The sequence below is a fragment of the Paenibacillus graminis genome, from assembly GCF_000758705.1.
Classification (GTDB): Bacteria; Bacillota; Bacilli; order Paenibacillales; family Paenibacillaceae; genus Paenibacillus_AQ; species Paenibacillus_AQ graminis.
Window position 1 is genome coordinate 1,338,090 of sequence record NZ_CP009287.1, and the last position, 22,246, is coordinate 1,360,335.

The 22,246-nt window shown below is 48.3% G+C and carries 19 protein-coding genes; 11 read left to right on the top strand and 8 right to left on the bottom strand.

Going from position 1 to position 22,246, the window contains the following annotated elements; genetic code table 11:
* Nucleotides 1–184: 184 nt before the first annotated feature.
* Together PGRAT_RS05670 and PGRAT_RS05675 are read right to left on the bottom strand one after the other, a co-directional pair.
* Nucleotides 185–1,474, bottom strand: coding sequence for an ATP-binding protein (locus PGRAT_RS05670; protein ID WP_025707286.1), 1,290 nt, complete (start codon nucleotides 1,472–1,474; stop codon nucleotides 185–187).
* Nucleotides 1,471–2,217: a LytR/AlgR family response regulator transcription factor gene (locus PGRAT_RS05675; RefSeq protein WP_155990486.1), complete on the bottom strand. Its 747-nt coding sequence runs from the start codon at nucleotides 2,215–2,217 to the stop codon at nucleotides 1,471–1,473. Before PGRAT_RS05675 ends, PGRAT_RS05670 begins: the two co-directional genes overlap by 4 nt.
* 141 nt (nucleotides 2,218–2,358) lie before the next feature.
* Between PGRAT_RS05675 and PGRAT_RS05680 the strand changes: the two genes are divergently transcribed.
* The 4 genes from PGRAT_RS05680 to PGRAT_RS05695 all read left to right on the top strand — a co-directional run bounded on the left by PGRAT_RS05680 (nucleotide 2,359) and on the right by PGRAT_RS05695 (nucleotide 5,933).
* The gene (locus PGRAT_RS05680; RefSeq protein WP_167337221.1) at nucleotides 2,359–3,279 is read left to right on the top strand and encodes an ABC transporter ATP-binding protein; all 921 of its coding nucleotides are present in this window, start codon (nucleotides 2,359–2,361) and stop codon (nucleotides 3,277–3,279) included.
* Nucleotides 3,276–4,073, top strand: coding sequence for an ABC transporter permease (locus tag PGRAT_RS05685; protein ID WP_025706623.1), 798 nt, complete (start codon nucleotides 3,276–3,278; stop codon nucleotides 4,071–4,073). Before PGRAT_RS05680 ends, PGRAT_RS05685 begins: the two co-directional genes overlap by 4 nt.
* Before the next feature lie 30 nt (nucleotides 4,074–4,103).
* Entirely contained in the window at nucleotides 4,104–5,069 is a 966-nt protein-coding gene (msrA, locus tag PGRAT_RS05690) for a peptide-methionine (S)-S-oxide reductase MsrA (RefSeq protein ID WP_081954733.1), read from the top strand.
* Between the two features lie 267 nt (nucleotides 5,070–5,336).
* Complete coding sequence (locus tag PGRAT_RS05695) at nucleotides 5,337–5,933, top strand: Crp/Fnr family transcriptional regulator (protein WP_025706323.1); 597 nt, start codon at nucleotides 5,337–5,339, stop codon at nucleotides 5,931–5,933.
* Here PGRAT_RS05695 and PGRAT_RS05700 read toward each other — a convergent pair.
* On the bottom strand, nucleotides 5,890–6,597 hold the full coding sequence (locus tag PGRAT_RS05700) for a DUF4386 domain-containing protein (protein ID WP_042266184.1): 708 nt from the start codon (nucleotides 6,595–6,597) through the stop codon (nucleotides 5,890–5,892). The genes PGRAT_RS05695 and PGRAT_RS05700 overlap by 44 nt on opposite strands.
* A gap of 223 nt (nucleotides 6,598–6,820) precedes the next feature.
* Between PGRAT_RS05700 and PGRAT_RS05705 the strand changes: the two genes are divergently transcribed.
* On the top strand, nucleotides 6,821–7,792 hold the full coding sequence (locus PGRAT_RS05705; protein WP_025704796.1) for a helix-turn-helix transcriptional regulator: 972 nt from the start codon (nucleotides 6,821–6,823) through the stop codon (nucleotides 7,790–7,792).
* 100 nt (nucleotides 7,793–7,892) lie between these two features.
* A complete protein-coding gene (locus PGRAT_RS05710) occupies nucleotides 7,893–8,405 on the top strand; it encodes a DinB family protein (RefSeq protein ID WP_025704797.1) in 513 nt (170 codons plus the stop codon).
* Nucleotides 8,406–8,636: 231 nt separating this feature from the next.
* Here the strand turns inward: PGRAT_RS05710 and PGRAT_RS05715 are convergent, their stop codons facing one another.
* Nucleotides 8,637–10,058 (bottom strand): MDR family MFS transporter, encoded by a 1,422-nt coding sequence (locus tag PGRAT_RS05715; RefSeq protein ID WP_025704798.1) that lies wholly within the window; start codon nucleotides 10,056–10,058, stop codon nucleotides 8,637–8,639.
* Nucleotides 10,059–10,133: 75 nt separating this feature from the next.
* Nucleotides 10,134–10,373: a hypothetical protein gene (locus tag PGRAT_RS05720; protein WP_025704799.1), complete on the bottom strand. Its 240-nt coding sequence runs from the start codon at nucleotides 10,371–10,373 to the stop codon at nucleotides 10,134–10,136.
* Nucleotides 10,374–10,873: 500 nt separating this feature from the next.
* Here PGRAT_RS05720 and PGRAT_RS05725 point away from each other — a divergent pair, with 500 nt between their 5' ends.
* Together PGRAT_RS05725 and PGRAT_RS05730 are read left to right on the top strand one after the other, a co-directional pair.
* Nucleotides 10,874–11,284: a YjdF family protein gene (locus PGRAT_RS05725; protein ID WP_025704800.1), complete on the top strand. Its 411-nt coding sequence runs from the start codon at nucleotides 10,874–10,876 to the stop codon at nucleotides 11,282–11,284.
* An 84-nt stretch (nucleotides 11,285–11,368) separates the two neighbouring features.
* Nucleotides 11,369–12,292 carry an amidohydrolase family protein gene (locus tag PGRAT_RS05730; protein ID WP_036704179.1) on the top strand — a complete coding sequence of 308 codons (924 nt, stop codon included), beginning with the start codon at nucleotides 11,369–11,371 and terminating at the stop codon, nucleotides 12,290–12,292.
* 228 nt (nucleotides 12,293–12,520) lie between these two features.
* Here the strand turns inward: PGRAT_RS05730 and PGRAT_RS05735 are convergent, their stop codons facing one another.
* Genes PGRAT_RS05735 through frlD form a run of 3 tightly spaced genes read right to left on the bottom strand, consistent with a single transcriptional unit; the run spans nucleotide 12,521 to nucleotide 14,630 of the window.
* Nucleotides 12,521–12,949 carry a secondary thiamine-phosphate synthase enzyme YjbQ gene (locus PGRAT_RS05735; RefSeq protein ID WP_025704801.1) on the bottom strand — a complete coding sequence of 143 codons (429 nt, stop codon included), beginning with the start codon at nucleotides 12,947–12,949 and terminating at the stop codon, nucleotides 12,521–12,523.
* A gap of 4 nt (nucleotides 12,950–12,953) precedes the next feature.
* Nucleotides 12,954–13,805 carry an amidohydrolase family protein gene (locus PGRAT_RS05740; RefSeq protein ID WP_025704802.1) on the bottom strand — a complete coding sequence of 284 codons (852 nt, stop codon included), beginning with the start codon at nucleotides 13,803–13,805 and terminating at the stop codon, nucleotides 12,954–12,956.
* A 39-nt stretch (nucleotides 13,806–13,844) separates the two neighbouring features.
* Entirely contained in the window at nucleotides 13,845–14,630 is a 786-nt protein-coding gene (gene frlD, locus PGRAT_RS05745; protein WP_025704803.1) for a fructoselysine 6-kinase, read from the bottom strand.
* Between the two features lie 474 nt (nucleotides 14,631–15,104).
* Between frlD and PGRAT_RS35050 the strand changes: the two genes are divergently transcribed.
* The 3 genes from PGRAT_RS35050 (at nucleotide 15,105) to helD (ending at nucleotide 22,223) form a co-directional block, all read left to right on the top strand.
* On the top strand, nucleotides 15,105–19,070 hold the full coding sequence (locus PGRAT_RS35050) for a fibronectin type III domain-containing protein (protein ID WP_081954734.1): 3,966 nt from the start codon (nucleotides 15,105–15,107) through the stop codon (nucleotides 19,068–19,070).
* 204 nt (nucleotides 19,071–19,274) lie between these two features.
* On the top strand, nucleotides 19,275–19,469 hold the full coding sequence (locus PGRAT_RS05755) for a hypothetical protein (protein WP_025703141.1): 195 nt from the start codon (nucleotides 19,275–19,277) through the stop codon (nucleotides 19,467–19,469).
* Between the two features lie 342 nt (nucleotides 19,470–19,811).
* Nucleotides 19,812–22,223, top strand: coding sequence for an RNA polymerase recycling motor HelD (gene helD, locus PGRAT_RS05760; protein WP_042267856.1), 2,412 nt, complete (start codon nucleotides 19,812–19,814; stop codon nucleotides 22,221–22,223).
* The last annotated feature ends 23 nt before the right edge of the window (nucleotides 22,224–22,246 follow it).

The window sequence follows — 22,246 nt, forward strand, 5'->3', positions numbered from 1 at the left end:
AAAAGGGATCTTATTTTTCCAAAGATTCAAAAATTATGAGATTTAAATGAAAAAAGTAAACTTAATTGAGCTATATTCCTCGTCCAATGGCGAAATGAGCCGAATTAGTGTACCTTTTTCCACTTTATCTGTCGAGGACAGCACAGCCGTTTTGAAGTTATCCAATGCGGAGCACTGGCCCATTCTAAACGCTATGTTGTCTTTCAATGCCAAACAGCACCCATTCGATCTGGAAGAAACTCTGGTCATATGAAATATCGAGCAGTCCATTCCATTCCTCGATGGTTTTTTGGATGTTTTTGAGTCCGATGCCATGCGCCCTGTGATCGGACTTTGCCGATCGGATACCGCCGGAAGGGGTGGTCTGTACGGGCTGGATGTATGGATTCCGGATTCGCATAAACAGGCTATCGTTCAGATAATGCATATGGATGGAAATCTGCCGCTCAGGCGCCGGGCTTGTGATCCCCTGGCAGGCTTCAATGGCATTATCGAGGGTATTACCGAGAATCACGCACAGAGCCATAGTGTCCAGAGTAAGCTGCGGGGGGATATTCAGCTCCAGCGTGAAAGTAATCCCATAGCGGGCAGCTTCCTGCATTTTGTAATTGATCATCGAGTCAATGACCAGGTTCCCGGTATTGCAGTTCCCCGTGGAGGGTTCCACCCGGCAGAGCAGGGTGTCCAGCTCCTGCGCCGTTGCGGCTGCTTCACCGGAGTCCAGCTTCACGCGCAAGCCAAGCAGGATATGCTTGAAGTCATGCTGAAACTTGAAGCTGTCCTCCTGCATGCTCCGGATCAGATGATATTGATTGAGATAATAGGTATTCTGCTGCTCCAGCAGGAGACGTTTACTTCGCTCGGCTTGCGCATGCAGAATCCGGTCGCTCAGTACATAAATAAGCAGATTGATGGCCAGCAGCAAGGAGGGAACCACCGGGAACAGTTTCGGGTAGCTCCGGATGAACAGGTTGTTGGACAACTGCAGCAGCGTTGCGATACTCAGAAGCGGACACAGAAACAAGAGACACCAGTACCACCCGGCCAGTGTGCCGTTTCCGTCCCCTGTGGCAATCCGCAGCACCAGAAAGACGAGCAGGAGCATCAGCAGCTTGGAAAGGATCAGATTTGCCAGGTACCCTATATCCGTGAAGGCGAATGGAATCACTGTGTCGCTAAGAAACAGAAGGGCAGCCATGAAAAGCGCACTGTACCCCTTCCATTTGAAATCCCCGGCATACAGCAGCGATAACAGAATGATAAGGCCGGTATTCAGGAGGATCAGCAGGATATCCGGCAATGAACTGTGATGCAGGCCTATATGACAGGCAGTATACAGGAGGTAGAGCAGGATAAGGCTGCTTTTCTGTTCAATCCGGCAGGCAAAGCAGCGGCTGAAAAAATAATGAAAAGTTAACGGGATCAGAGGAAAGGTGATGAGGTACAGCAGTTCCTCGCACAGCAAAGTGTTCAAGCGAGATTCCCCCTGAATTTCATGTAGGCCTTCCGCACGGGAATGCTGTTCTTCTCACTGACCGGAAGCTCGTCGCCGGTTATGAGCACGATTTTCCGGGCACTTATCTCTTTCACACTGTAAAAGTTAACAATGTAAGACTGATGTATGCGGATAAAATAGGCAGAAGGCAGCTTCTGTGCTTCTTCTCCCAGCGTTCCATAATAATGGATCTCTTCATCCCTGGTCATCAGGGAGATACGCCGGATACGGCTCTCCAGATAATGAATGTCCCGGAAGGGAACCAGCCTTTCCTTCCCTTTCAGCTGTACCGGCAGGAAGTTTAGTCTGCCCTGCTGCCGGATGCGGATTGCTTTTTGCACAGCAGGGATCAGCTTGTCCGTCAAGGACTTCTGATCAACAGGCTTTTTGATGAACCCGGAGGGCCGGACGTCGAACAATTGGAGATGATACTGCTCATAGCTGGAGATATAAATGAGCTGTGCCGGATCGTTGGCATCATCCGCGCGCAGCACATGCCCCGCCATAATACCATTCATGCCCCCCATCTCAATGTCCATAAAAATAATATCGTATATGCTTCCGTGCTCAATAGCCTCGACAAACCGCTCTGCAGAATAGTAAACCGATATCTCGATCTTTTCGGAAAAACGCTCGCGGTTGTCCGAAATCAAGCTCTCCACCAGCCCGGCAGAGCGCGGGTCATCGTCGCAAATGGCGATATGAATCATTGGTTCACTCACTTTCCTGATGTATTGCTCTATTATACATTTATTCCCTAAATACGACAGTGACCCTCTTATATTGAACAGTTCAGAACCCGGCGCGGGCGGTTCATGATATGGTCATTCCGCAGATAGTTAATGATCAAAGGAGTGTTCCGGTTGAAACCAGCGGTATTTGAGGCAAGAAATGTAAGTAAGCAATACAGGTCAGGCTTTGCTTTGAAGGGGCTCGATATGAAGATCATGGAGGGGGATATTTATGGGTTCGTAGGTGAAAATGGAGCCGGCAAAACTACGCTGATGAAAATTATTGGCGGCCTCGTGCAGCCGACAGGCGGCGGGATTCTACTGTTCGGACAGCAGGGTAAAAAGGAGCTGTGCGCGGCCAGACGGCGGATAGGTTTTCTGATTGAAATGCCGGCTCTGTATCCGCATATGAGCGCTGAAGAGAATCTGACATTTTATCATCATATTCTTGGCATCAGAAACCCCGGAAGAATCGGTGAAGTGCTGCAGGCGGTCGCTCTGACAGATGCTGGCAACAAGAAGACCTCGCAGTATTCGCTGGGTATGCGGCAGCGGCTGGGATTGGCGGTTGCTCTTCTGGGCAGTCCGGAGCTGCTTGTACTTGATGAGCCGGTTAACGGGCTTGATCCTGCGGGGATTGTGAATATCCGGCATATTCTGGAGCGGCTGGCGAAGGAGCAAGGGATCACCATACTGATCTCCAGCCATATTCTCAGTGAGCTGCAGCTGCTCGCTACCCGATATGGATTTATACATAAAGGAAGACTGGTCCAAGAGATTTCTGCCGGGGAATTGCTGCAATCCGCCCAAGCTATGATCTGTATTGCCACTCCGAATGCGGAACGTGCCGCTGAACTGCTGAAGCGGAAGCTGCAAATCACAGACATTTCCTTCAACACCGCTGGAGAGCTGCAGATTCCCAAAGCGAGTGTGGATCTGGAGCTGCTGATGGCGGTGCTTTTGCAGGAGGGCATTTCTGTAGAAGGGTTCAATCTGTCTGCGCCAAATCTGGAACACTATTATATGGATTTGATCGAGGGCGTGAGACGATGAGGAACTTCCTTAAGGCCGAGATTTATTTTCTGCGGAAGGATACGATGTTTAAAAGCATTACCGTGCTGTTCGCGCTCGCCAGCGTTGGACTCGCCGTGTTCCTTGGAAGTAAGGGGGGCTACGCTTTAAGCAGTCCTGTTCAGCCCATGCAGATTGCGTCGTCCTTCTCCGTGTTCCTCTATCTGGTCATTCCGATGTTCGCGTGTTTTTTTATCACAGAGGGGTTTGAGCATGGCTCGGTACAGAATATTATCGCTTCAGGGCAGAACAGAGCAGGATATATTCTAGGAAAATACCTGCTGGGGCTGCTGGCGGCCTTGTGGTGGCTGCTAGAGTTTTTCGGATGTTTTCTGATCGTGTCCCTGTCTGCGGCGCTGGTCACCGGCTCCCCCATTGGTCATGAGACAACAACAGAAGATTTGACAACCTCTATGCGGGCCTTCGGGCTAAATCTCCTGTATCTGGCTGCTTATTCCTCTGTTGTAATGATGCTGGGGGTAATGATCCGCAAAGCGGCTTCCGCCATAGTGGCGACTTTTTTCTTTGTATTTGGAAATATTCTGCTTACGGGTTACCTTCAGGGAACGTCTTCGGCGTTCCTGCGGCTGCTATCCGAGCATGCGCTGATGACGCAGATTATGAAATTTTCCGGGGTGTATGTGGAGCAATCGCGGGTTATTCTGCTGTCGGGTATAGGTGATTATGTCCGGGCGCTGCTCATTCCGGTTATAGTAATCATAGTTTGTCTAACAACTGCCCTGCTTTCTTTGGAAAAAAGAGATATTCATATATAATAGGGACAATTCACAGAGGAGGTGTTCCGGTTGGATGAAAAAGACAGAACGGAGCTTGCCACCTTTGCGGGCGGCTGCTTTTGGTGTATGGTCAAGCCTTTTGACGAGCTGCCGGGAATTGTCTCTGTGGTTTCCGGGTATACGGGCGGCCATACGGACAATCCGACCTACGGGGAAGTGGGGACGGAAACGACGGGGCATGTGGAGGCTGTGCAGATTACATATGAGCCTGAGCTGTTCCCTTATGAGCGGCTTCTAGACATTTATTGGCAGCTGATTGATCCGACCGACAAAGGCGGACAATTTATGGACCGGGGGTATTCTTACCGGACGGCAATTTTTGTGCATAATGAAGAACAGCGTGCGAAGGCAGAGGCATCCAAGGCGGCACTTCAGGCCAGCAAAAGATTTAAGGACCCGATTGTGACAGAGATTCTTCCTGCCGCTCCATTCTACTCTGCTGAAGCGCTGCATCAGGATTATTATAAAACCCATCCTTTGGATTATAAGCTCTATCTGAAGGGCTCAGGCCGGGACGAGTTTCTGGAGCAGCACTGGAACAGCCCTGAGGATCAAAAGCGCCTGCGCAATCAGCTGACCCGGCTGCAGTATGAGGTCACGCAGCATAAGGCAACGGAGCCGCCGTATGAGAATGCGTATTGGAATGAATTCCATGACGGCATCTATGTCGATGTCATCAGCGGCGATCCGTTGTTCAGCTCGGCGGACAAATTCGACTCGGCTTCCGGCTGGCCCAGCTTCACCGGGCCGGTAGCCGGGGGACTGGTCCGGCGGGAAGCCGACTACAGCGGCGGTGAGGTGCGGACCGCGCTGCGCAGCAGACTGAGCGGAGCCTATCTCGGCCATTTGTTCTTCGATGGGCCGGAGCCGGCGAAGCAGCACTACCGGGTCAATTCCGCCGCCCTGCGGTTCATCCCGAAGGAGGAGCTGGAGGCGAACGGGCTGGGGCGGTATTTGGTGTTGTTAAATGGATAAAAAAGGAAATAATACCTCATGTCGAATAGATAGTTGGATGATATTTAGCCAGGCCTTAAGTATCTGCAACTAAACGATAAGATGGAGAGAAAATGATCAAAAGGATACTTAGCACTCGCAGGGTAGCAACAACACCACAAAAGTGGGTGATTTCCCCCCCGGAGATGAATGATAAAATGGAAGAGCCAACACATCCTCATGCAGATCAGGCAGTTTTTCGAGAATTTCGTTGTACACATGATGTCATGAAAGGGAGGGCAACTGAACATGAAGCATCTTTTACTCCAATATATGACCCGGCTGACCTCCTTGAGCAAAGTAGAGCAGCAAGCGATTCTGGATGAAATTCTTGTCGGAGAATACAGCAAGGGAACCACTCTGCTTAAGCAGGGCGAGGTCCCGGGAAATTGCTATTTTGTCCTGAAAGGGTGTGTACGGCAGCATGCTGTTGACGTTACGGGCCGGGATATCACCTCCAACTTCTATACCGAGGAGCAGGCGATCTCCATCTTCAATGCACATAAGCCGGATAAATCGTCGGAATACACCCTGACCTGTCTGGAGGATTGCGTATTGGTCGTCGGGCGGCTGGATACCGAAAAGGAGATGTACGGCAAATACACGCAGCTGGAAACCATGACACGCCGGATGATCGAGGAAAACTTCGGTCAGGTGCAGGAAGAGTTCGCTGCTTTTATTGCCTCATCTCCCGAAGACCGCCTGAAAACTCTGCTTCACAAAAGACCCGGACTGATCGAACGCGTCCCTCAGCATCAGCTGGCAAGCTACCTCGGTATGACGCCGGAGTCGCTGAGCCGGATCAAGAAGCGGATTCACCGCGGACCCGCGGCGCCGGGACTTTGAACAGCAGCCATAGGCCAAGGCTTAGCTCACCCGCGGTCATCGGCAGCATAAAAACCCGTTCAATTACTTCTATGAATCCGTCATACTCAGGAACAAGGGTGCGGCACAGATGGATCACCATATAACCGGCTGCAGCCAGCAGCAATAGAACACTAATGATTTTCGGGATATTTCCCGATTGGAAGGCCAGCACGCCCACAATCAGCAGATGCCCCCCAAACAGAATCAATCCGATCGACCACACCGCTTCAAAAGCCCGGAGAAAAAGCATCATCTCCGCCTGCAGCTCCCCGGATGTGAAGCCGGCAAGCGCCTGGTCCCTGCTGTCTGTAAGCAGCGAGACAGCAACCAGGCTGGAGACGGCAACACCCAATACCGCCGTATACGATAGACGCAGCCATGCGCCCAGCAGGGACAGGCCCGGCTGTACAGGCTTCAGAACCGTATATAACGCCCATGCCGCTGCGATGTCACAAACCAGGATCAGAACCCAACCCAGAATTTCACCCCTGAACAGCAGGGGAGAAGACTGCAGGTTGCCGAAGGTAGCGGCTGGATTTCCCTCCACCACAAGACTTCCATGAACATATCCATACGAAAAAGCGGCCGCCACCGCCATCAGAACAATTGAAACTCCCCCAGTTCGTGCCACTGCTGCAGACATTAATCTAACCCCCTTCTTGATTGTGGTTTCATTGTACTAAGGAGGCGGGGCAGGGGCATTGACTTAAGTCAAGGGAGGCAGGTAAGAGTTAAAAAGCGGACGGTATCTATGCGGAAACGGGTAGGTTGTTAAACATAAATTTAGCACTTATACGAACATGTGTTAACATGATTATGCGATATCAAAAACAGTTTTATTTTCGCGAAGAAAAGGGGTGGTCCGGGTGGCAAAATGGGATAACATGCTGTCTATGCTTTGGATGCTGCGATCCGGCAGGAAGCTCACCGCTGCGCAGATCGCGGATGATTTGGAGATCAGCGTCCGCACCGTGTACCGGTATATCGACGCATTATGCGCCAGCGGGGTGCCGGTCGTCGCGGAATCGGGCCACGACGGCGGCATTCGCATTCTGGACAGCTTCAAGGAGGCTCCCTTGTTCTTCAACGCTGTAGAGTTGAAAGCGCTTGTGGACGCGTTTAAATTTGCGCAAGGCGCTGGCTATCCGTATACGGAGGAGCTGGAAGGCGCTTTGAAGAAGGTGGAGAACGGGCTGCACGAAGAGCAGCGCTGCGATCTGTCCAGTCAGACAAGCGGTGTGGATGTGATTTCTCCGGTACGTCCGCCTTCCGGCATTCTGTTGTTGCGGGACCTGGAGCAGGCGGCGAAGGAGGGGCGAACGGTCTGCATCGCCTATCGTAAAGAGAACGCGGGACAGGCCGGCGAACGTAAAGTCGATCCCTACGGGTTGGCTTACGACCGAAATGAATGGTACGTCGTCGCGTTTTGCCATCAGTCGCAGGCAATGCGGACGTTCCGCGTGGATCGAATCGCGCGGCTGGAGCCGACCGAAGCAAGGTTCGAAAAGCCGGAGCGTTTCTCCGCATCCGCCTTTTTCCGCGACCAGTCTAAGCGGGAACGGGAGGCGGACGGACCGCTGACGGTCATCCGTATCGCGGGAGAGCCCGACACCCTGAACGCGGTTTGCCGCCACTGGCATCTACGCCATTATTTGACGGAACGGACCGATCGCGAGGCACGGTTTCTGCTGGACGTTCCGACGATGAACAAGTACCTTCCGGTGTACCTGATGACGTTCGGCACGGCCATACATATTCGCGAGCCGCTTGAGCTGAAGCGACAGATCCAGGAAACGGCCTGCAAAATCGCAAAACATTACGACGACGACCCTGATTGAACTTCGCTGACAACTGTTGTCAGTGAACCCGGTATACGATAGAGACAAGGCTGCGGCAGTAGCAGCCAAACCGACGAATAAAGGAAAGGTGGATTCATACATGCTTCAAAACCCGCATCAATTGTACGAATACCATGTTTGGGCGAATGACCGGTTATTCACCCGCCTGGAGCAGCTTCCAAAGGATGTCTTCCATGCGCAAGTGACGAGCGTGTTCCCGTCTGTGTCGCAAACTTTTGGGCACATGTACATTTATGAACAGCTCTATATGTCCGTGCTCGCGGAAGTTCCAAACGAGAATATTTTTCCGAGAATCCCGGATTGGACAGAGGAAGCGCAGGACACAACAGTGGACGAGATGCGGCGGCTGTTCGCCTGTGTCGCCGAACAGTTCCGCGATTTGCTGCGGCGTACGCCCGACTTGGACAGGGCGATGACGATCGGGCACCCGAAGTACGGCCGTTTCGATACGCATTTCTCCGACATTCTGCAGCATGTGGTCAACCATGGGACCTATCACCGGGGCAATGTGACCGCGATGCTGAGGCAGCAAGGGTATGCCGGGGTCCCGACCGATTATATGTTCTATCTGATAGAACGGCGGGACGGTTAGCTGTAACCTGCTAAACAATCAAATGCAGACCGGGAAGTCGTCCTCTAAGGCATTTATGATTCGAATAAAGCTATGAATAGGCATGAATCAGGTGTGCAAATCCCACTAGAACTTCTGTAGCCCGGATTTCAGCGATTTAGTTTTACTTTTTCCACTTAGCATAGTTTCTTATGGGTTTGATTGTGTTCCCCAAGCCTTCAAGTTCTCCAGTTCAGCTTATATAGGAATAAATCAGCTACGCTCAGGTGGCTTTTTAATAAACCAGCCCAGCACCAAGATAAGCACTGCAAAAATAAATTCAATCCAAAAAACCGTTTGCAGACCGGAAACCATGCTTTGTGTCTTCTCGTGGACCGCAGTAGGATTGAGCGAATGGTGAAGATAACGATCGGCTCCTGACGACATGATGCCGACGAACAAAGCGATGCCGATTCCGCCCGCAATCTGTTGAAGTGTATTGTATATGGCTGTGCCATGAGGGATCAGGTGACGTGGAAGCTGATTTAATCCTGCCGTTTGAGCCGGCATGACAACGAACGACATGCCTAAGAATAAGAGGACATGATTGAACAGGACGGAACCTTGTGTAGTATCGCTGTCGATGCCGGTAAACAGCCACAAAGATAGGGCGATCAGGAACAGTCCGGGCACAATGACGAATCTCGGTCCGAATTTATCGAATAATTTGCCCGACACCGGCATCAGCATCCCGTTCAAAAGGCTGCCCGGCATTAGAAGTAAGCCTGTCGCAAGCGCTGTCAGCTTCAGCACATCCTGCATATAGAAAGGCAGCAATGTTGTTGTGGCGAATAGAACCATCATCAGAAATACAATCAATACCGCAACCAGAGAAAAAGTGGGCTGCCGGAATACGGACAGATCGAGCAACGGTTCTTTGATCTTAAGCTGGCGCCATACAAGCAGAAGCAAGAAAAGGCTGCCAATTGCAATCACTCCGTAACCTTCAGGCCCAAGTGAGACACTTGTGTGGCTGAAGCCGTAGGTGACGCAGCCGAAACCGGCAGTTGACATCACAATGGATGCAAGATCGACCTTTGGCTTGGTCACTTCTGTCGCATTCTTCAGGTACATGAATGCATAAATAATCGCAAACAAAGCAACAGGAATCACCATGTAGAACAGCCAGCGCCAGTTAAAGGTATCGATAATCAAACCGGACAAAGCCGGCCCGATGACAGGGGCGACCATGATGACCAGCCCCATGAGTCCCATGGCGGCACCCCGGCGTTCTGGTGGATAGAGGGCGAGAATCGTATTCATCATGAGCGGGACCAATAATCCTGTCCCGCAAGCCTGAATAACCCGGCCCGTCAGCAAGATTCCGAATCCCGGCGCCGCTGCACATAAGCAGGTACCGGCCAAAAACAATGCCATCGCAGACATGAACATCTGGCGGGTCGTGAACCATTGCTGCAGTAATGCGGTCACCGGCACCAGCACGCCGATAACGAGCATATAGCCCGTCGTTAACCACTGTATGGTCGCGGCGGCACGACCGAATTCCCGCATCAATCCGGGAAGCGCATTGGCAAGCAAATTTTCATTAAGAAACGCAACAAACGCACCGATGAGCAGCGCGGTTAGCATCTGCCTTCTCTTCATTCCGCCTGCCTCTTGAAGCTGTTTGTTCATCTTCTACCTCCCGAATACTTATAGCGTTTCGTTCGTTTTTTGGATGACCAATATCCCCCTGACCAATCTGGCAGACTATCCTACGCCATCACTTTCTAACAAGGAATAAAAATTATCGCGGTCTTCATCATCGAATTTGCCAAGTGTTCGTACCCTGGCAAATTCATGTCCACCGTACATTTCTATTTCTTCGCCATACCTATTGTAGAGCGCGATCATGTTGCCCTCCTGATTCAGCTCCATGTACCCGTAACAATTTGTTTCAGGTATTTTACCGTAAAGGAGAATAAATCTTATTTTGTCGATGCTGTTCATATAGCACCTCCTTTTCTGTCTTTCGTAATAACCTAAGCAAATATTACGTGAAACCGGGTGAATTGGAAAAAGCGATACTGCTCTTCAGACTCGGAAATTCATTCATATTTCGAAAGCATATGGGGGGATCTCCCGCTATGTCGCTCAATCCCACATTATTTCTTGACAAGATGAGATTTGGGGACTAGTATAACGTGCCGGTCAACTCTACAAGGTAAATCAATAAAAAGGCCGTATCATAAGGCGGAAAATGATTAGGTCACTTGCTATAGTTCCAATTCTAATTATTAGATAATCTTAATATGCAGAACAGGTATATTATCGAGTGTCGCTGTCTTGATATTAACCCATAGGGCGTCTATAATTTTCCTTGAAACGAGAAAACACAGCCTGGTTGGTAGTCCAGGCGCATGCATGGCTCTGTATTGGTCAGAACGGCATGTCAGTAACCTTCCCCCCTCGGGATGTCCGTCGTTTCGATTCAATTGAGGGGGATTTATATGAAGCTTACAGTTTATCACGATGGCCAGTATTGGGTCGGAGTCCTGGAGGATCAGGACCAAGGAAAGTTGAAAGCAGTCAGGTACATTTTTGGTCCAGAGCCTCAGGACGAGGAGATTCTACAGTTCATTCGTAATGAGATGTCGGAGCTTACCAGCAGACTTTCGGAGGAAGTGGCCGTAAAGCCGTCTGAACTGAAAAAGGTCAGTCCAAAGCGGCTTGCAAGGCAGGCAACTAATGAGGTACGGAGAAAAGGTGTTTCTTCCTATGCACAAGAGGCTCTCAAGCTGGAGTATGAGAAAAGAAAGCAGGAGAGACGGACCGGTTCGAAACAGCAGTTGGAGGCAGCATTGGCACGTAAACGGGAATTAAAGGTGCAAAAAGCAAAAGAAAAACACCGCGGCCGTTAGCAGAACCTGCTTACGTTGCAAACAAAGGGCACCCATCCGGGTGCCTTTTGACCCTTTATTAAGAATCCAGGGGGCGAGTCGCTCATGAAAGATCAGTTTATAGCGGCTTTACAGCAGAATAGCTTGGCTGAAATGAGAAAAGTACCCAAAGCAGATTTACACAATCATATCACCAGGGGCGGAAATAAGAGATATATTGAGGACTGGTGCGGTGTAAAGATACCTGAGTGCCCTAAGTTTGCAGATCTTCATGAGATGAACCAGTGGAACGCCATACATATTAAGCCTTTGTTAAATGGCCGGCTTGGTTATGAAAAGCGTATAGAAGCTGCCTTTGCTCAGGCGAAAACGGATGGGATTACCTTACTTCATATGAGTGTAACCATTGGTGAAGAGGCTTGGTTCGATGACTCCCCTGAACAATTGATACAAGCCATACAGGACATCCATCGGAGAGTGGCTCCTGAGATTATTTTTGTCCCGGAGATCGCGTTTTTAACACATACACCAATGCATGAGACCGCAGGCAAGATAGATCAGTTCCTGGAGCTTAATTACTTCAAATCGATGGACATATTCGGAGATGAATTTGCTGTCCCTGCTTTTAAGAAGATTTTTCGAAAGGCGAAGGATAAGGGACTGATTCTGAAGGCACATGCCGGTGAATTTGGAACGGCTGAACTGGTTAGACAAGCGGCTGAAGAATTGGAGCTGGATCAAATACAGCATGGAATCGCCGCTGCGCGTTCTCCCCAGGTGATGCGATGGTTATCGGACCACCACATCCAATTGAACATTTGCCCAACGAGCAATATCCTGCTCTCCAGAGTAGAGAACTATCAAACACATCCCATAAGAACTTTGTACGACAATGGCATTAAGGTGACGGTCAATTCGGATGATATGATTATTTTTGACCAAAGTGTATCGGAGGAATTTTTCAACCTGTACCAGGCAGGAGTGTTTAACGCAGAAGAGCTAAATGAAATAAGGGAAAATGCTTTCTGATTACGTTCCGCTAACGGAAATTGACAGTTAAATAGAGTAGGGCTGATAGAGCAGGCTTCTGCTGAGGATGGCCTTTATACCTGCATGTTACAGCCAGCGCCCTCATTATCCTTGAAGCGTAACAACGGAGCTGTTTGGCAAGCAGTTACAACTGCTTGCAAAATAGCCCCGTTGATCCTGGTTGCTGTTAGCGTATCTGTTATTAGAAACGGCATAGTTTGTTTTTAATTACTCACCCATCATTTGAATATATACTTTACGGGTCTGCGGACCGTCACACTCCACAAGATAGATATGTTGAGCAGAACCACATACCATTCTGGATTCCTGAATAGGAAACATACAGTTATTTCCCAGCAGCATCGATTTCAAATGACCTGGCGAGTTATTACTTGTAGCTCCATAGGATGGAAGAAAATGAGCATGAATATATTTATCATCATCAGGAACAAGCTTCTCCAGCCGTTGTAATATATCTGTTTCTACACACTCCAGCGGTTCATTGATTGTAATTCCCGTGGTCGTATGAGCCGTAATGACTGCGACCAAACCGTTTGTAATTCCTGATTCCGCAACGATCCTGTGTACTTCTTCAGTAATATTTATCATTTGAACCGCCTGCTCCGACATACATGAGATTGAAACTAATTTGTTCATTAGCTTATTTCCCCTCCCCCAGAAATGCAAGTGCATTTCCTCCAAAAATATCCGCCTTTACTTTTTCACTAAACGGCAGATTTTCTATAGCCTTTTTTAATTTAAACGCACGAAACCTCGGTGTATTTGAACCAAACATCACTTGCTTGGCAAAATTGCGTTCAAGAGTCAGCGGGTCCATTTCCTTCATGAAAATACGCTCCATAAAATCATTAAAGGAATCCATATATAGCATTGAGGTATCTGTGTAGACATTCGGATATTTGATCATCAGCATCATCATTTCCCTGACCCAGGGCCATGCAAAATGGGCGAGACATATCCGCAGTTCCGGAAATTCTACAGCTGCCTGCTCATAATGAATTGGATTAGCATATTTGGCAAGCGCATTAGGCTCCCAACTCAAGCCGGCATGAAACATGATCGGCTTATCGTATTCCCTACACTTCTCGTAGATCGGCCACAATAGCTTATCATCAGGATAAAACTTCTGCTTGGACGGATTCAGCTTTAGCCCGCTTAGCTTCAGATTGGCAAAGGCATTCTCCAAAACCTCCAACGCATCCTTACGATACGGGTCTACACTGGCAAAACCGATAAATGAATCGGGATGACGATCTATGATCTTCTTGATCTCCTCATTAGTTACAATACAGCCGCCACTTTGTGTTGTTAAATCAAGTGGAAGCAGAATAGAACGGTCGATTTTACCAAAATTCATTTCGGCTATAATTTCCTCATAACTGTATGGCGACTGCTTATAGATACCAAATTGCTCAGAACGGAATTTCAGGACGGAATCATCCCCGCAAATCGTATCAAAATAAATCGGGTGTACATGTGCATCAATAATCATTTCTTCCTCCTCCTCCTCCAGTATCCTCAGCTTATAAAATTAATAGGGTTCAAATTTCTGAATGACCTCAGCGGACAGCTTTGCACCCTCCTGCAAGCATTCTTGTACTGGAAAACCCTTGATTACACCAGCCATAAATCCGGCAAAAAAGGAATCCCCGGCACCAACTGTATTTACAATATTTTCTACCTTAATAATTTTTCCCTCATAGAACAGTTTTCCATCGTAAGCCAAACTTCCAAATTCTCCAAAGGTAGCCACTACGATGCGTACTCCTTGATCACAGGCCCGCTTCATTTTATCTTCGATCCATGAATCCCGTTGAGAGTATGAGAATAAAGCATAATCCACATTCGGAATAATCAATTCAAAATCCTTATCCTCTAAAAACGTAGAGAAATCAAAGGCGATCTTGCAGCCTGCTTGTCTGAATTGTGCCAGTAAGCCATAAATACGTCCGAAATAATCTGTATGAATGTAATCATGCTGCTTAATAAAGTCAAAATCGTCTTCTGTCAAATAATAATTGGCCATAACTCCATCAATAGAATTACGGTGGACCCGGTCGTTATCCATTAACTGCATATGAATTTGTGCCGTTGAGCCTTTCTCCACCCGGAGGTGAGTTGTCTCAATTCCGCTTATCTGCAGCCTCTCAGCCACCTGTTCTCCATAAGCGTCATTTCCCACAGCGCTCACAACAGCAGCGGGGATTCCCCGTTTTTTAATATTGATAGCAAAATCCACACCATTGCCTGTAGGATAGCTCTTATCCAGATTGTCATAAACATCCATACAGCTGTATCCAACTGCGACAACTTTCATAGATATCAACCTTTCTCCACAGAATCTCTGCTAAAACAATTGACATAACGTTATATAACGTATTTATAACATGTCCAATATAAGCGTTTTCATTAAGGACGTCAAGAGAAAATTGACTTGATGTGGAAAAAAAAGCCGGGGTAAATATCTGGATAGATCAGGTCAATTTCCGGTGAGTAAAATTATTTTTGTGTTATTGAAACCATTGACAGTTATGATAACAAAGTAATATTCTGTAATCGTTAGAGGGTTTTGGATAGATAGAACTCCTAACAAGTGATATAGTGGCAAACCAATATTGCGGGAACCGCTAGATCATGCCGCCTTAAGCGCTCTTCTGGTCCATTTAAAGAAGATAGCGCTTTCATTTTGCGGATAATGAGGAAAGGAGGGAGACTTTTTATCAGTTTCATTCAAACGAAAGTGAAAAGTGTATCCAATGTATGACTTATTCATTAATGGGAGGGATGTTGCTTGAAGAAAATTTTGGCTTTTATTATGATGTTTGGTTTGCTTACGGGGATGGTACCGCCAATGGAGGCGAGGGCAGCAACTAACATCGCAGCTAACAAAACTGCAACGGCAAGCTCAAGTGAGGATTCCACAAAAACACCGGATAGGGCTGTTGATGGAAACGCTTCAACAAGGTGGTCATCTAATTATTCCGATCCCCAGTGGATCAGTGTTGATCTTGGAAGCGCAAACAATGTAAGTGGTGTTAAGCTGAACTGGGAGGTTGCCTACGCTAAAGCGTACCAAATTCAGGTATCCGCAGATAACAGCAATTGGACTACGGTTTACTCCACTACAACAGGAGACGGAGGGATTGATAATATTTCTTTTGCAGCAACAAATGCAAGATATGTAAGAATGTATGGAACACAAAGGGCTACTGAATATGGGTATTCTCTTTGGGATTTTGAAGTGTATTCGGATAGCGGGCCGGTGGATACTGGAATTATATCCGGTGCAGTTTATAAGCTTACAGCACAGCATAGCGGCAAAAACCTGGATGTGGCAGGAGGCTCTGCTTCAGACGGAGCTAACGTGCAGCAGTGGACGGATAATGGAAACCCCCAGCAAAAGTGGAAGGTCATTGATGTTGGCAATGGATTCTATAAATTGATCGCCCAATCCAGCGGTAAGGCATTGGATGCAGCAGGCCCCTCAACTGCAGATGGAGCCAATGTGCAGCAGTGGACGGATAACGGTGCTGTCACACAGCAGTGGAAAATTATTGATGCAGGAGGCGGCTATTACAAATTAATCGCAAAAAGCAGCGGTAAAACATTGGATGTGGCAGGAGGCTCAACCGCAGACGGAGCCAATGTTCAGCAGTGGACGGATAACGGGAATGCTCAACAGAGATGGAAATTTACGCAGATCACAACTACCGCTGACACCACACCACCAACCCCTCCAACAGACCTTAAGAGCTCCTCAAAAACGGCAACCAGTGTAAACCTTACTTGGACGGCATCCACGGACAACGTGGGAGTAACAGGGTACGACATTTATAACGGAACGGCGCTGGCCGGTTCCAGCACAACAACAAACTATACTATTACCGGCTTGACGGCCAATACAGCATACAGTTTCACAGTAAAGGCGAAAGACGCAGCAATGAATATATCAGCGGCAAGCACGGCTCTGAGTGTAACAACTAGTGCATCCGCAGACACCACACCACCAACCCCGCCAACAGACCTTAAAAGCACCTCAAAAACGGAAACAAGCGTAAGCCTTACTTGGACAGCATCCACGGACAACGTGGGAGTAACAGGGTACGACATTTATAACGGGACGGCGCTAGCCGGGTCCAGTACAACAACAAGCTATACTGTTACCGGCTTGAAGGCGAATACAGCATACAGCTTCACAGTAAAGGCGAAAGACGCAGCAATGAATATATCCGCAGCAAGCGCGGCGCTGAGTGTAACAACCAGTGCAGGTTCGACACACCCGGGATTCTATATTAACGGAACCACATTATATGATGCTAACGGAAAACCATTTGTGATGAGGGGGATTAACCACGCCCACAATTGGTACAAGGACCAAGTATCTGTTGCCATCCCGGCAATAGCCAAAACAGGTGCTAACACCGTAAGAATTGTACTATCAGACGGGCAGCAATGGTCAAAAGACAGTTTGGCAGCCATACAAAATCTGATCACCTTGTGTGAACAGAATAAAATGGTGGCAGTCGTCGAAGTCCATGACGGGACCGGCTCTGATAGTCAAGCTGTACTTAATAATATTGCAAATTACTGGATTGAAATGAAAAGTGCGCTCATCGGTAAAGAAAAAACCGTTATCCTTAACATCGCAAATGAGTGGTACGGCACATGGGATGGGGCAAACTGGGCCAAAGGGTATACTTCTGTAATACCGAAGCTTAGAAATGCCGGTATTAAGAACACCATTATGGTTGACGGAGCAGGCTGGGGGCAATATCCGCAATCCATAATTGATTATGGGACACAGGTTTTTAATGCAGACCCCCAGAAAAATACGATGTTCTCGATTCATATGTATGAATACGCAGGAGGAAACGCAGCAACAGTTAAGAGTAACATTGACAATGTATTAAATAAGAATTTGGCGCTGGTTATCGGTGAATTCGGAATAAAGCATACTAACGGAGATGTCGATGAAGCGACAATTATGAGTTATTCCCAGCAAAAGGGCGTCGGGTATCTCGGATGGTCCTGGAAAGGAAATGGTACAGGGCTGGAGTATCTGGATATGTCAAACGACTGGGCAGGGACCAGCTATACTGAACAAGGGAATGCCATCATCAACGGGCCAAACGGGATTAAAGCCACCTCGAAGCGGAGTTCGGTATTTGAAGACACATCCGATAATCAGGCACCGACAGCACCTGCGGATTTATCCGGCACATCACCAACACATTCCACAGTTGCGCTGACTTGGACGGGTTCAACAGACAATGTAGGTGTAGCTGGATATAATATTTACCGGGATGGAACTTTGGTTCATATCAGCCCGACTACTAACTACACTGTGACAGGCCTCAAAGCAAATACGGTTTATGTATTTACAGTAAAAGCGATTGATGCTGCAGGCAACCTGTCTGCTGCAAGTAATGCTGTGAGTATAACAACTTCTGACAGCAATGATAAAACAGCGCCTACAGCGCCGGCAGGACTTGTTGTGGTGCCCGCAATCACAACAGCAAAGCTGACCTGGACCGCGTCAACAGACAACATTGGCGTTGCCGGCTACAACATCTATGTGGGCGGAGTACTGCAGGGCACCAGTGCAACGACAAGCTATACAGCGTCCGGTTTGAAAGGTACAACGGCTTATACCTTTTCGGTTAAGGCGTTTGATGATGCAGGCAATGAATCGGCCGCAAGCAACGCTGTTCAAATAACTACGGGCGATCCCGGCAATGTTCAAGTCATTAATCCGGGGATTATCGACAATTATACCACTTGGTATGTTGGCATTAATGGTGCAGACAAACCGGCTACGCCTACAGCTGCTGAGCTGACTTACCTTGAAAATGGCGGATTGAATATGAGCTTTAATCTGCAAACGGAGAACTACCCAAGCTTTCAGGTAGATCCGAAGCCTGCCGGAGATTGGAGTAATTACACTAATATGAATCTCATTCTATCCAATCCTAATGCAGCTGAGGTTCAGATCCAACCGATTGTCAAAGACGGCAACTGGAAATGGGTTGAATTGGGACAGTACATTAAAGTCCCTGCGAAAACTACAATGATTGCTACAGTACCTTTGACGGGTCTCACGAATAAAGATGTAAACCGTTTTATTTTACGTGTACAAAGCGGAAGCGGAGGGTTAGCGGGCAGCCTTCAATTGCATACCGTCAGTTTTGATCTGGAGCCGACAGCGTACGCTTCGACGATCGCCGAAATGAACCGCCCCAAAACAGCCAGCTTCTATCCATGGAATCTTGTCGAATCCTCTTATACAGGGAATGAATCCAGCGGATTGGATGGAGAAACTCTCTTTGTAAAATATAAATCAACGATAAGCGATACGATTGCAGCAGGTGTAGCTACTGAAACTAAGCCTGGTCTGGGGATTGGCGATGACTGGACAAAATATGCAAGCGTTTCCAGTACCCTGACTAATACCGGAACGGATGCTATTCATGTATCTCTGGTAGTAAGGACCGGAGGCGGCTGGGTTTGGCAGGAGACAGGAGGCCAAACAGCAGCCGATCCTACAGTTGAAAGGATTATCGCTCCTGGTGAATCGGTCGATGTCGTATATGCGTTTAATTCCCCGGTTTGGAAATCGGCAAAAACAAATTGGAGTAATAATGCCGCATTGGAAAATGCAATTGACGTAAGAGGAGTTCAATTTAAGGTATACGCCGGAACGGGTGAAGCCGTATCAGTGGGAACGCTCCAGATTACGAATTTCCAGTTGAATTTCTAAGAGCTAAAGTATAGCCAGGTATTTTATCTCAACAACAGGCTCTCCCAAGCAGCTATTTTATGGGTTTGGGCAACAATGAAAATGGCGGCAAAGGGCTTAACTTCCCAGATGCCGCCATTTTTGATGTGATACATTATCGTATAATACAACTAGTTGACTTTGACGCCGTGTCGTACTTTAAGCTGTTCATTGAAAGGAGGCGCTATGGAACTGCTGACAATAAGTGAGATAACCAACAGTAATGAATATGAACCGGAGTGGGGTGATCCCGATTGCATGAATGGCTCAATAGAAGAACATTTAAACTACATCAATCAATATCATTTGAGCAATGAAGACATTGATAAATGTGTGCAGCTGGACCTGTTGCTCCCGATAAAGCCAAAGGTGGGGGAATAGTAAAAGGAATTTCTAGGGATACCTCGAAGAGGTATCTCTTTTTAATAATAACCTGCCATTCGGGTACGCTTTCCTTCAGCCGGGCTGCTAAACTCGGAGCAAGCCGGGGCATACAGCTTTGGCAGGAATCAAAAAAACCCGGCAAAAGCGCCAGGTTGCGATAGTAAAATTATTGCAAACAAATAAGCATTATGTTAAAGTTGAAGAACTGTCGATATTTTTTCAATAAAGATACAAGTATCGTATTTTATTTACATCTTTATTGTAGCAGATGGAATTGCATTTTGTCAACAGTCCTTTTTTTATCTGACTACGTTTGAGAAGGAGTGTATTCAGGAGATGATGAACTTGAATGAATGGCAGCAGGAGCAGCAGCGGCTGGAGATCGTTAAGGAAAAACTGAAATCTACAATCGTTGACCTTGAGCCCAAGATAGGCCAATTAAAGGATCAGGCGGCGGATATCCGCAAAAGATTCTGGGAAGAGGTTACGGTCAACACCAGTACGGACGAAGATTTCGAAGAAACGTTTTTCACAATTAACCAGCAATCCGCAATGTTGTCCGAACGGGAACGCAGCCATAGACGGCTCGTGCAGCAGTGGGGAAATATGAACCGGCTGCTGCCATCTCCTTATTTTGGGCGCGTTGATTTTCTGGAAGATGGCCAGGGGATTACGGAGCAAGTGTATATCGGGGTGTCCTCCTTCGCCGATGCGGATGGTCTGAGCTTCCTGGTGTATGACTGGCGTACTCCTATTGCAAGTCTTTACTATGACTATCCTCCGGGCACGGCAGCCTATGAAACACCGGGAGGGCGCATCACAGGAACCATGAGCCTGAAGCGTCAATACCAGATCCGCGGCGGCCATCTCCAGCATATGTTCGATTCAAGTTTAACCATCGGCGACGAATTGCTCCAGCAGGTGCTCGGTGGAGGGGCAGATGCGCAAATGAAGAGCATCGTGGCGACGATTCAAAAAGAGCAGAACGCCATTATCCGCAACGATAAAAGCAAATTGCTCATTGTGCAAGGGGCAGCCGGAAGCGGGAAAACCTCTGCAGCGCTGCAGCGCGTAGCTTACCTGCTGTATAAACACCGCGAAAGGCTTACGGCGGATCAGATTGTTCTTTTCTCGCCTAACCCCATGTTCAACAGCTACGTTTCGACTGTTCTTCCTGAGCTAGGGGAGGAAAACATGCAGCAGACCACCTTCCAGGAATATCTGGAATATTGGCTCGGATCAACATTTCGCCTGGAGGACCCGTTTGATCAGATCGAATATGTGCTGACCGGGCAGCAGGCTCAAGAATATAAGGCCCGTATGCATGGAATCCAATATAAAGCATCGGAAGCCTATCTTCAGGCGCTCCGCGGGTATTCGGTGTGGCTGGAGCAGGAAGGCATGAAGTTTGTCAGCATCCGTTTCCAGGATCGCGTACTGATCTCTGATGAGCAGATCAAAGCCAAATTTTACAGCTACGATGCTTCTATCCGCCTGACGAACCGTGTCACACTTGTACAGAAATGGCTGCTGCAGGAACTGGCCCGACTGGAGAGGAAGGAGCAGGAAGCAGACTGGGTGCAGGAGGAGCTTAACTATCTGGATGGGGAACAGTATGCTGAAGCATTCAGTATGCTGCACAAAGACCAGGGAGTGTTTGACTTTGCCGAAAAATATGCCCGAATCGATGAAATGCTGCGCAACAAGCGCCGCCCGGATGAGGGCGATTTTGATTTTGCCGAGCGGGAGGAAGAGCTGCTTAGCCGGATGATCGTGAAAGAGCAATTCAAACCCCTGAGACGGAATGTAAAGCAATTCTCGTTTATAGATATGCTTGGGCTGTATAGCCAGTTGTTCAGCAGTGAAGCAGCATACAGGGAGATGACAGATGAAGCTGAGGTACCGGAGCTTTGGCCGGAAATATGCGTGTATACCAAAGATAAGCTGAGCCGGAACGAACTGTTTTATGAAGATGCTACACCTTATTTATATCTAAAAGAACTTGTCGAAGGTACCCGGACCAACACTCAGGTGCGGCATATATTCGTCGATGAAGGTCAGGATTATTCGATGTTTCAGTATGAGTTCCTCAAGAGACTCTTTCCCCGTGCCCGGATGACCGTGCTGGGCGATTTCAGTCAGGCCATCTTTACACAGGCAACGAACCTGCACGGGACCGGCTCACCGTTGGTCCGGCTCTTTGGCGAGGAGGACACCAGCCAGTTTCTTCTTGTCCGCAGTTACCGTTCTACCCGTGAAATTGTGGAGTTCACGAAGCCGCTTTTGCCGGGCGGAGAAGCCATTGTACCTTTTGAGAGAAGCGGCAGGAAGCCGATCCTCGCGGGGCTGGAGACCAGCGGGCGGCGGGTGGAACAGATCGCAGCAGATATCGCGGCGCTTCAGGCTGAAGGTTATACATCCATTGCAGTGATTTCGAAAACCGCTGCCGGGAGTACAGAAGCCTATGAGGCTCTAGCGGCCGGGGGTGTCAAAGAACTGCGGCTGATCACAAAGAACACGCCCACTTTTGAAAAGGGTATACTGGTCATTCCCGCATATCTCGCTAAGGGGGTTGAATTTGATGCGGTGTTGATTTACGATGCCTCCTTGCAGTCTTATCACCGGGAGAATGAGCGCAAGCTTTTTTATACAGCATGTACACGGGCTATGCACCGGCTTTTGCTGTACTCGGCAGGGGAATGGACCCCATTTATTCAGGCGGTAGATACATCTTTGTATGAATTGCTGTGAATGGCAAGCCCGCAGAGGTATAT

Bases quoted from the DNA above. Each gene is read 5' to 3' on its own strand.
- PGRAT_RS05685 (WP_025706623.1), top strand. From the start codon at position 3,276: ATGAGGAACTTCCTTAAGGCCGAGATTTATTTTCTGCGGAAGGATACG.
- PGRAT_RS05695 (WP_025706323.1), top strand. From the start codon at position 5,337: ATGAAGCATCTTTTACTCCAATATATGACCCGGCTGACCTCCTTGAGC.
- PGRAT_RS05700 (WP_042266184.1), bottom strand. From the start codon at position 6,597: ATGTCTGCAGCAGTGGCACGAACTGGGGGAGTTTCAATTGTTCTGATG.
- PGRAT_RS05710 (WP_025704797.1), top strand. From the start codon at position 7,893: ATGCTTCAAAACCCGCATCAATTGTACGAATACCATGTTTGGGCGAAT.
- PGRAT_RS05715 (WP_025704798.1), bottom strand. From the start codon at position 10,058: ATGAACAAACAGCTTCAAGAGGCAGGCGGAATGAAGAGAAGGCAGATG.
- PGRAT_RS05720 (WP_025704799.1), bottom strand. From the start codon at position 10,373: ATGAACAGCATCGACAAAATAAGATTTATTCTCCTTTACGGTAAAATA.
- PGRAT_RS05725 (WP_025704800.1), top strand. From the start codon at position 10,874: ATGAAGCTTACAGTTTATCACGATGGCCAGTATTGGGTCGGAGTCCTG.
- PGRAT_RS05730 (WP_036704179.1), top strand. From the start codon at position 11,369: ATGAAAGATCAGTTTATAGCGGCTTTACAGCAGAATAGCTTGGCTGAA.
- PGRAT_RS05735 (WP_025704801.1), bottom strand. From the start codon at position 12,949: ATGAACAAATTAGTTTCAATCTCATGTATGTCGGAGCAGGCGGTTCAA.
- PGRAT_RS05740 (WP_025704802.1), bottom strand. From the start codon at position 13,805: ATGATTATTGATGCACATGTACACCCGATTTATTTTGATACGATTTGC.
- frlD (WP_025704803.1), bottom strand. From the start codon at position 14,630: ATGAAAGTTGTCGCAGTTGGATACAGCTGTATGGATGTTTATGACAAT.
- PGRAT_RS05755 (WP_025703141.1), top strand. From the start codon at position 19,275: ATGGAACTGCTGACAATAAGTGAGATAACCAACAGTAATGAATATGAA.
- helD (WP_042267856.1), top strand. From the start codon at position 19,812: ATGAACTTGAATGAATGGCAGCAGGAGCAGCAGCGGCTGGAGATCGTT.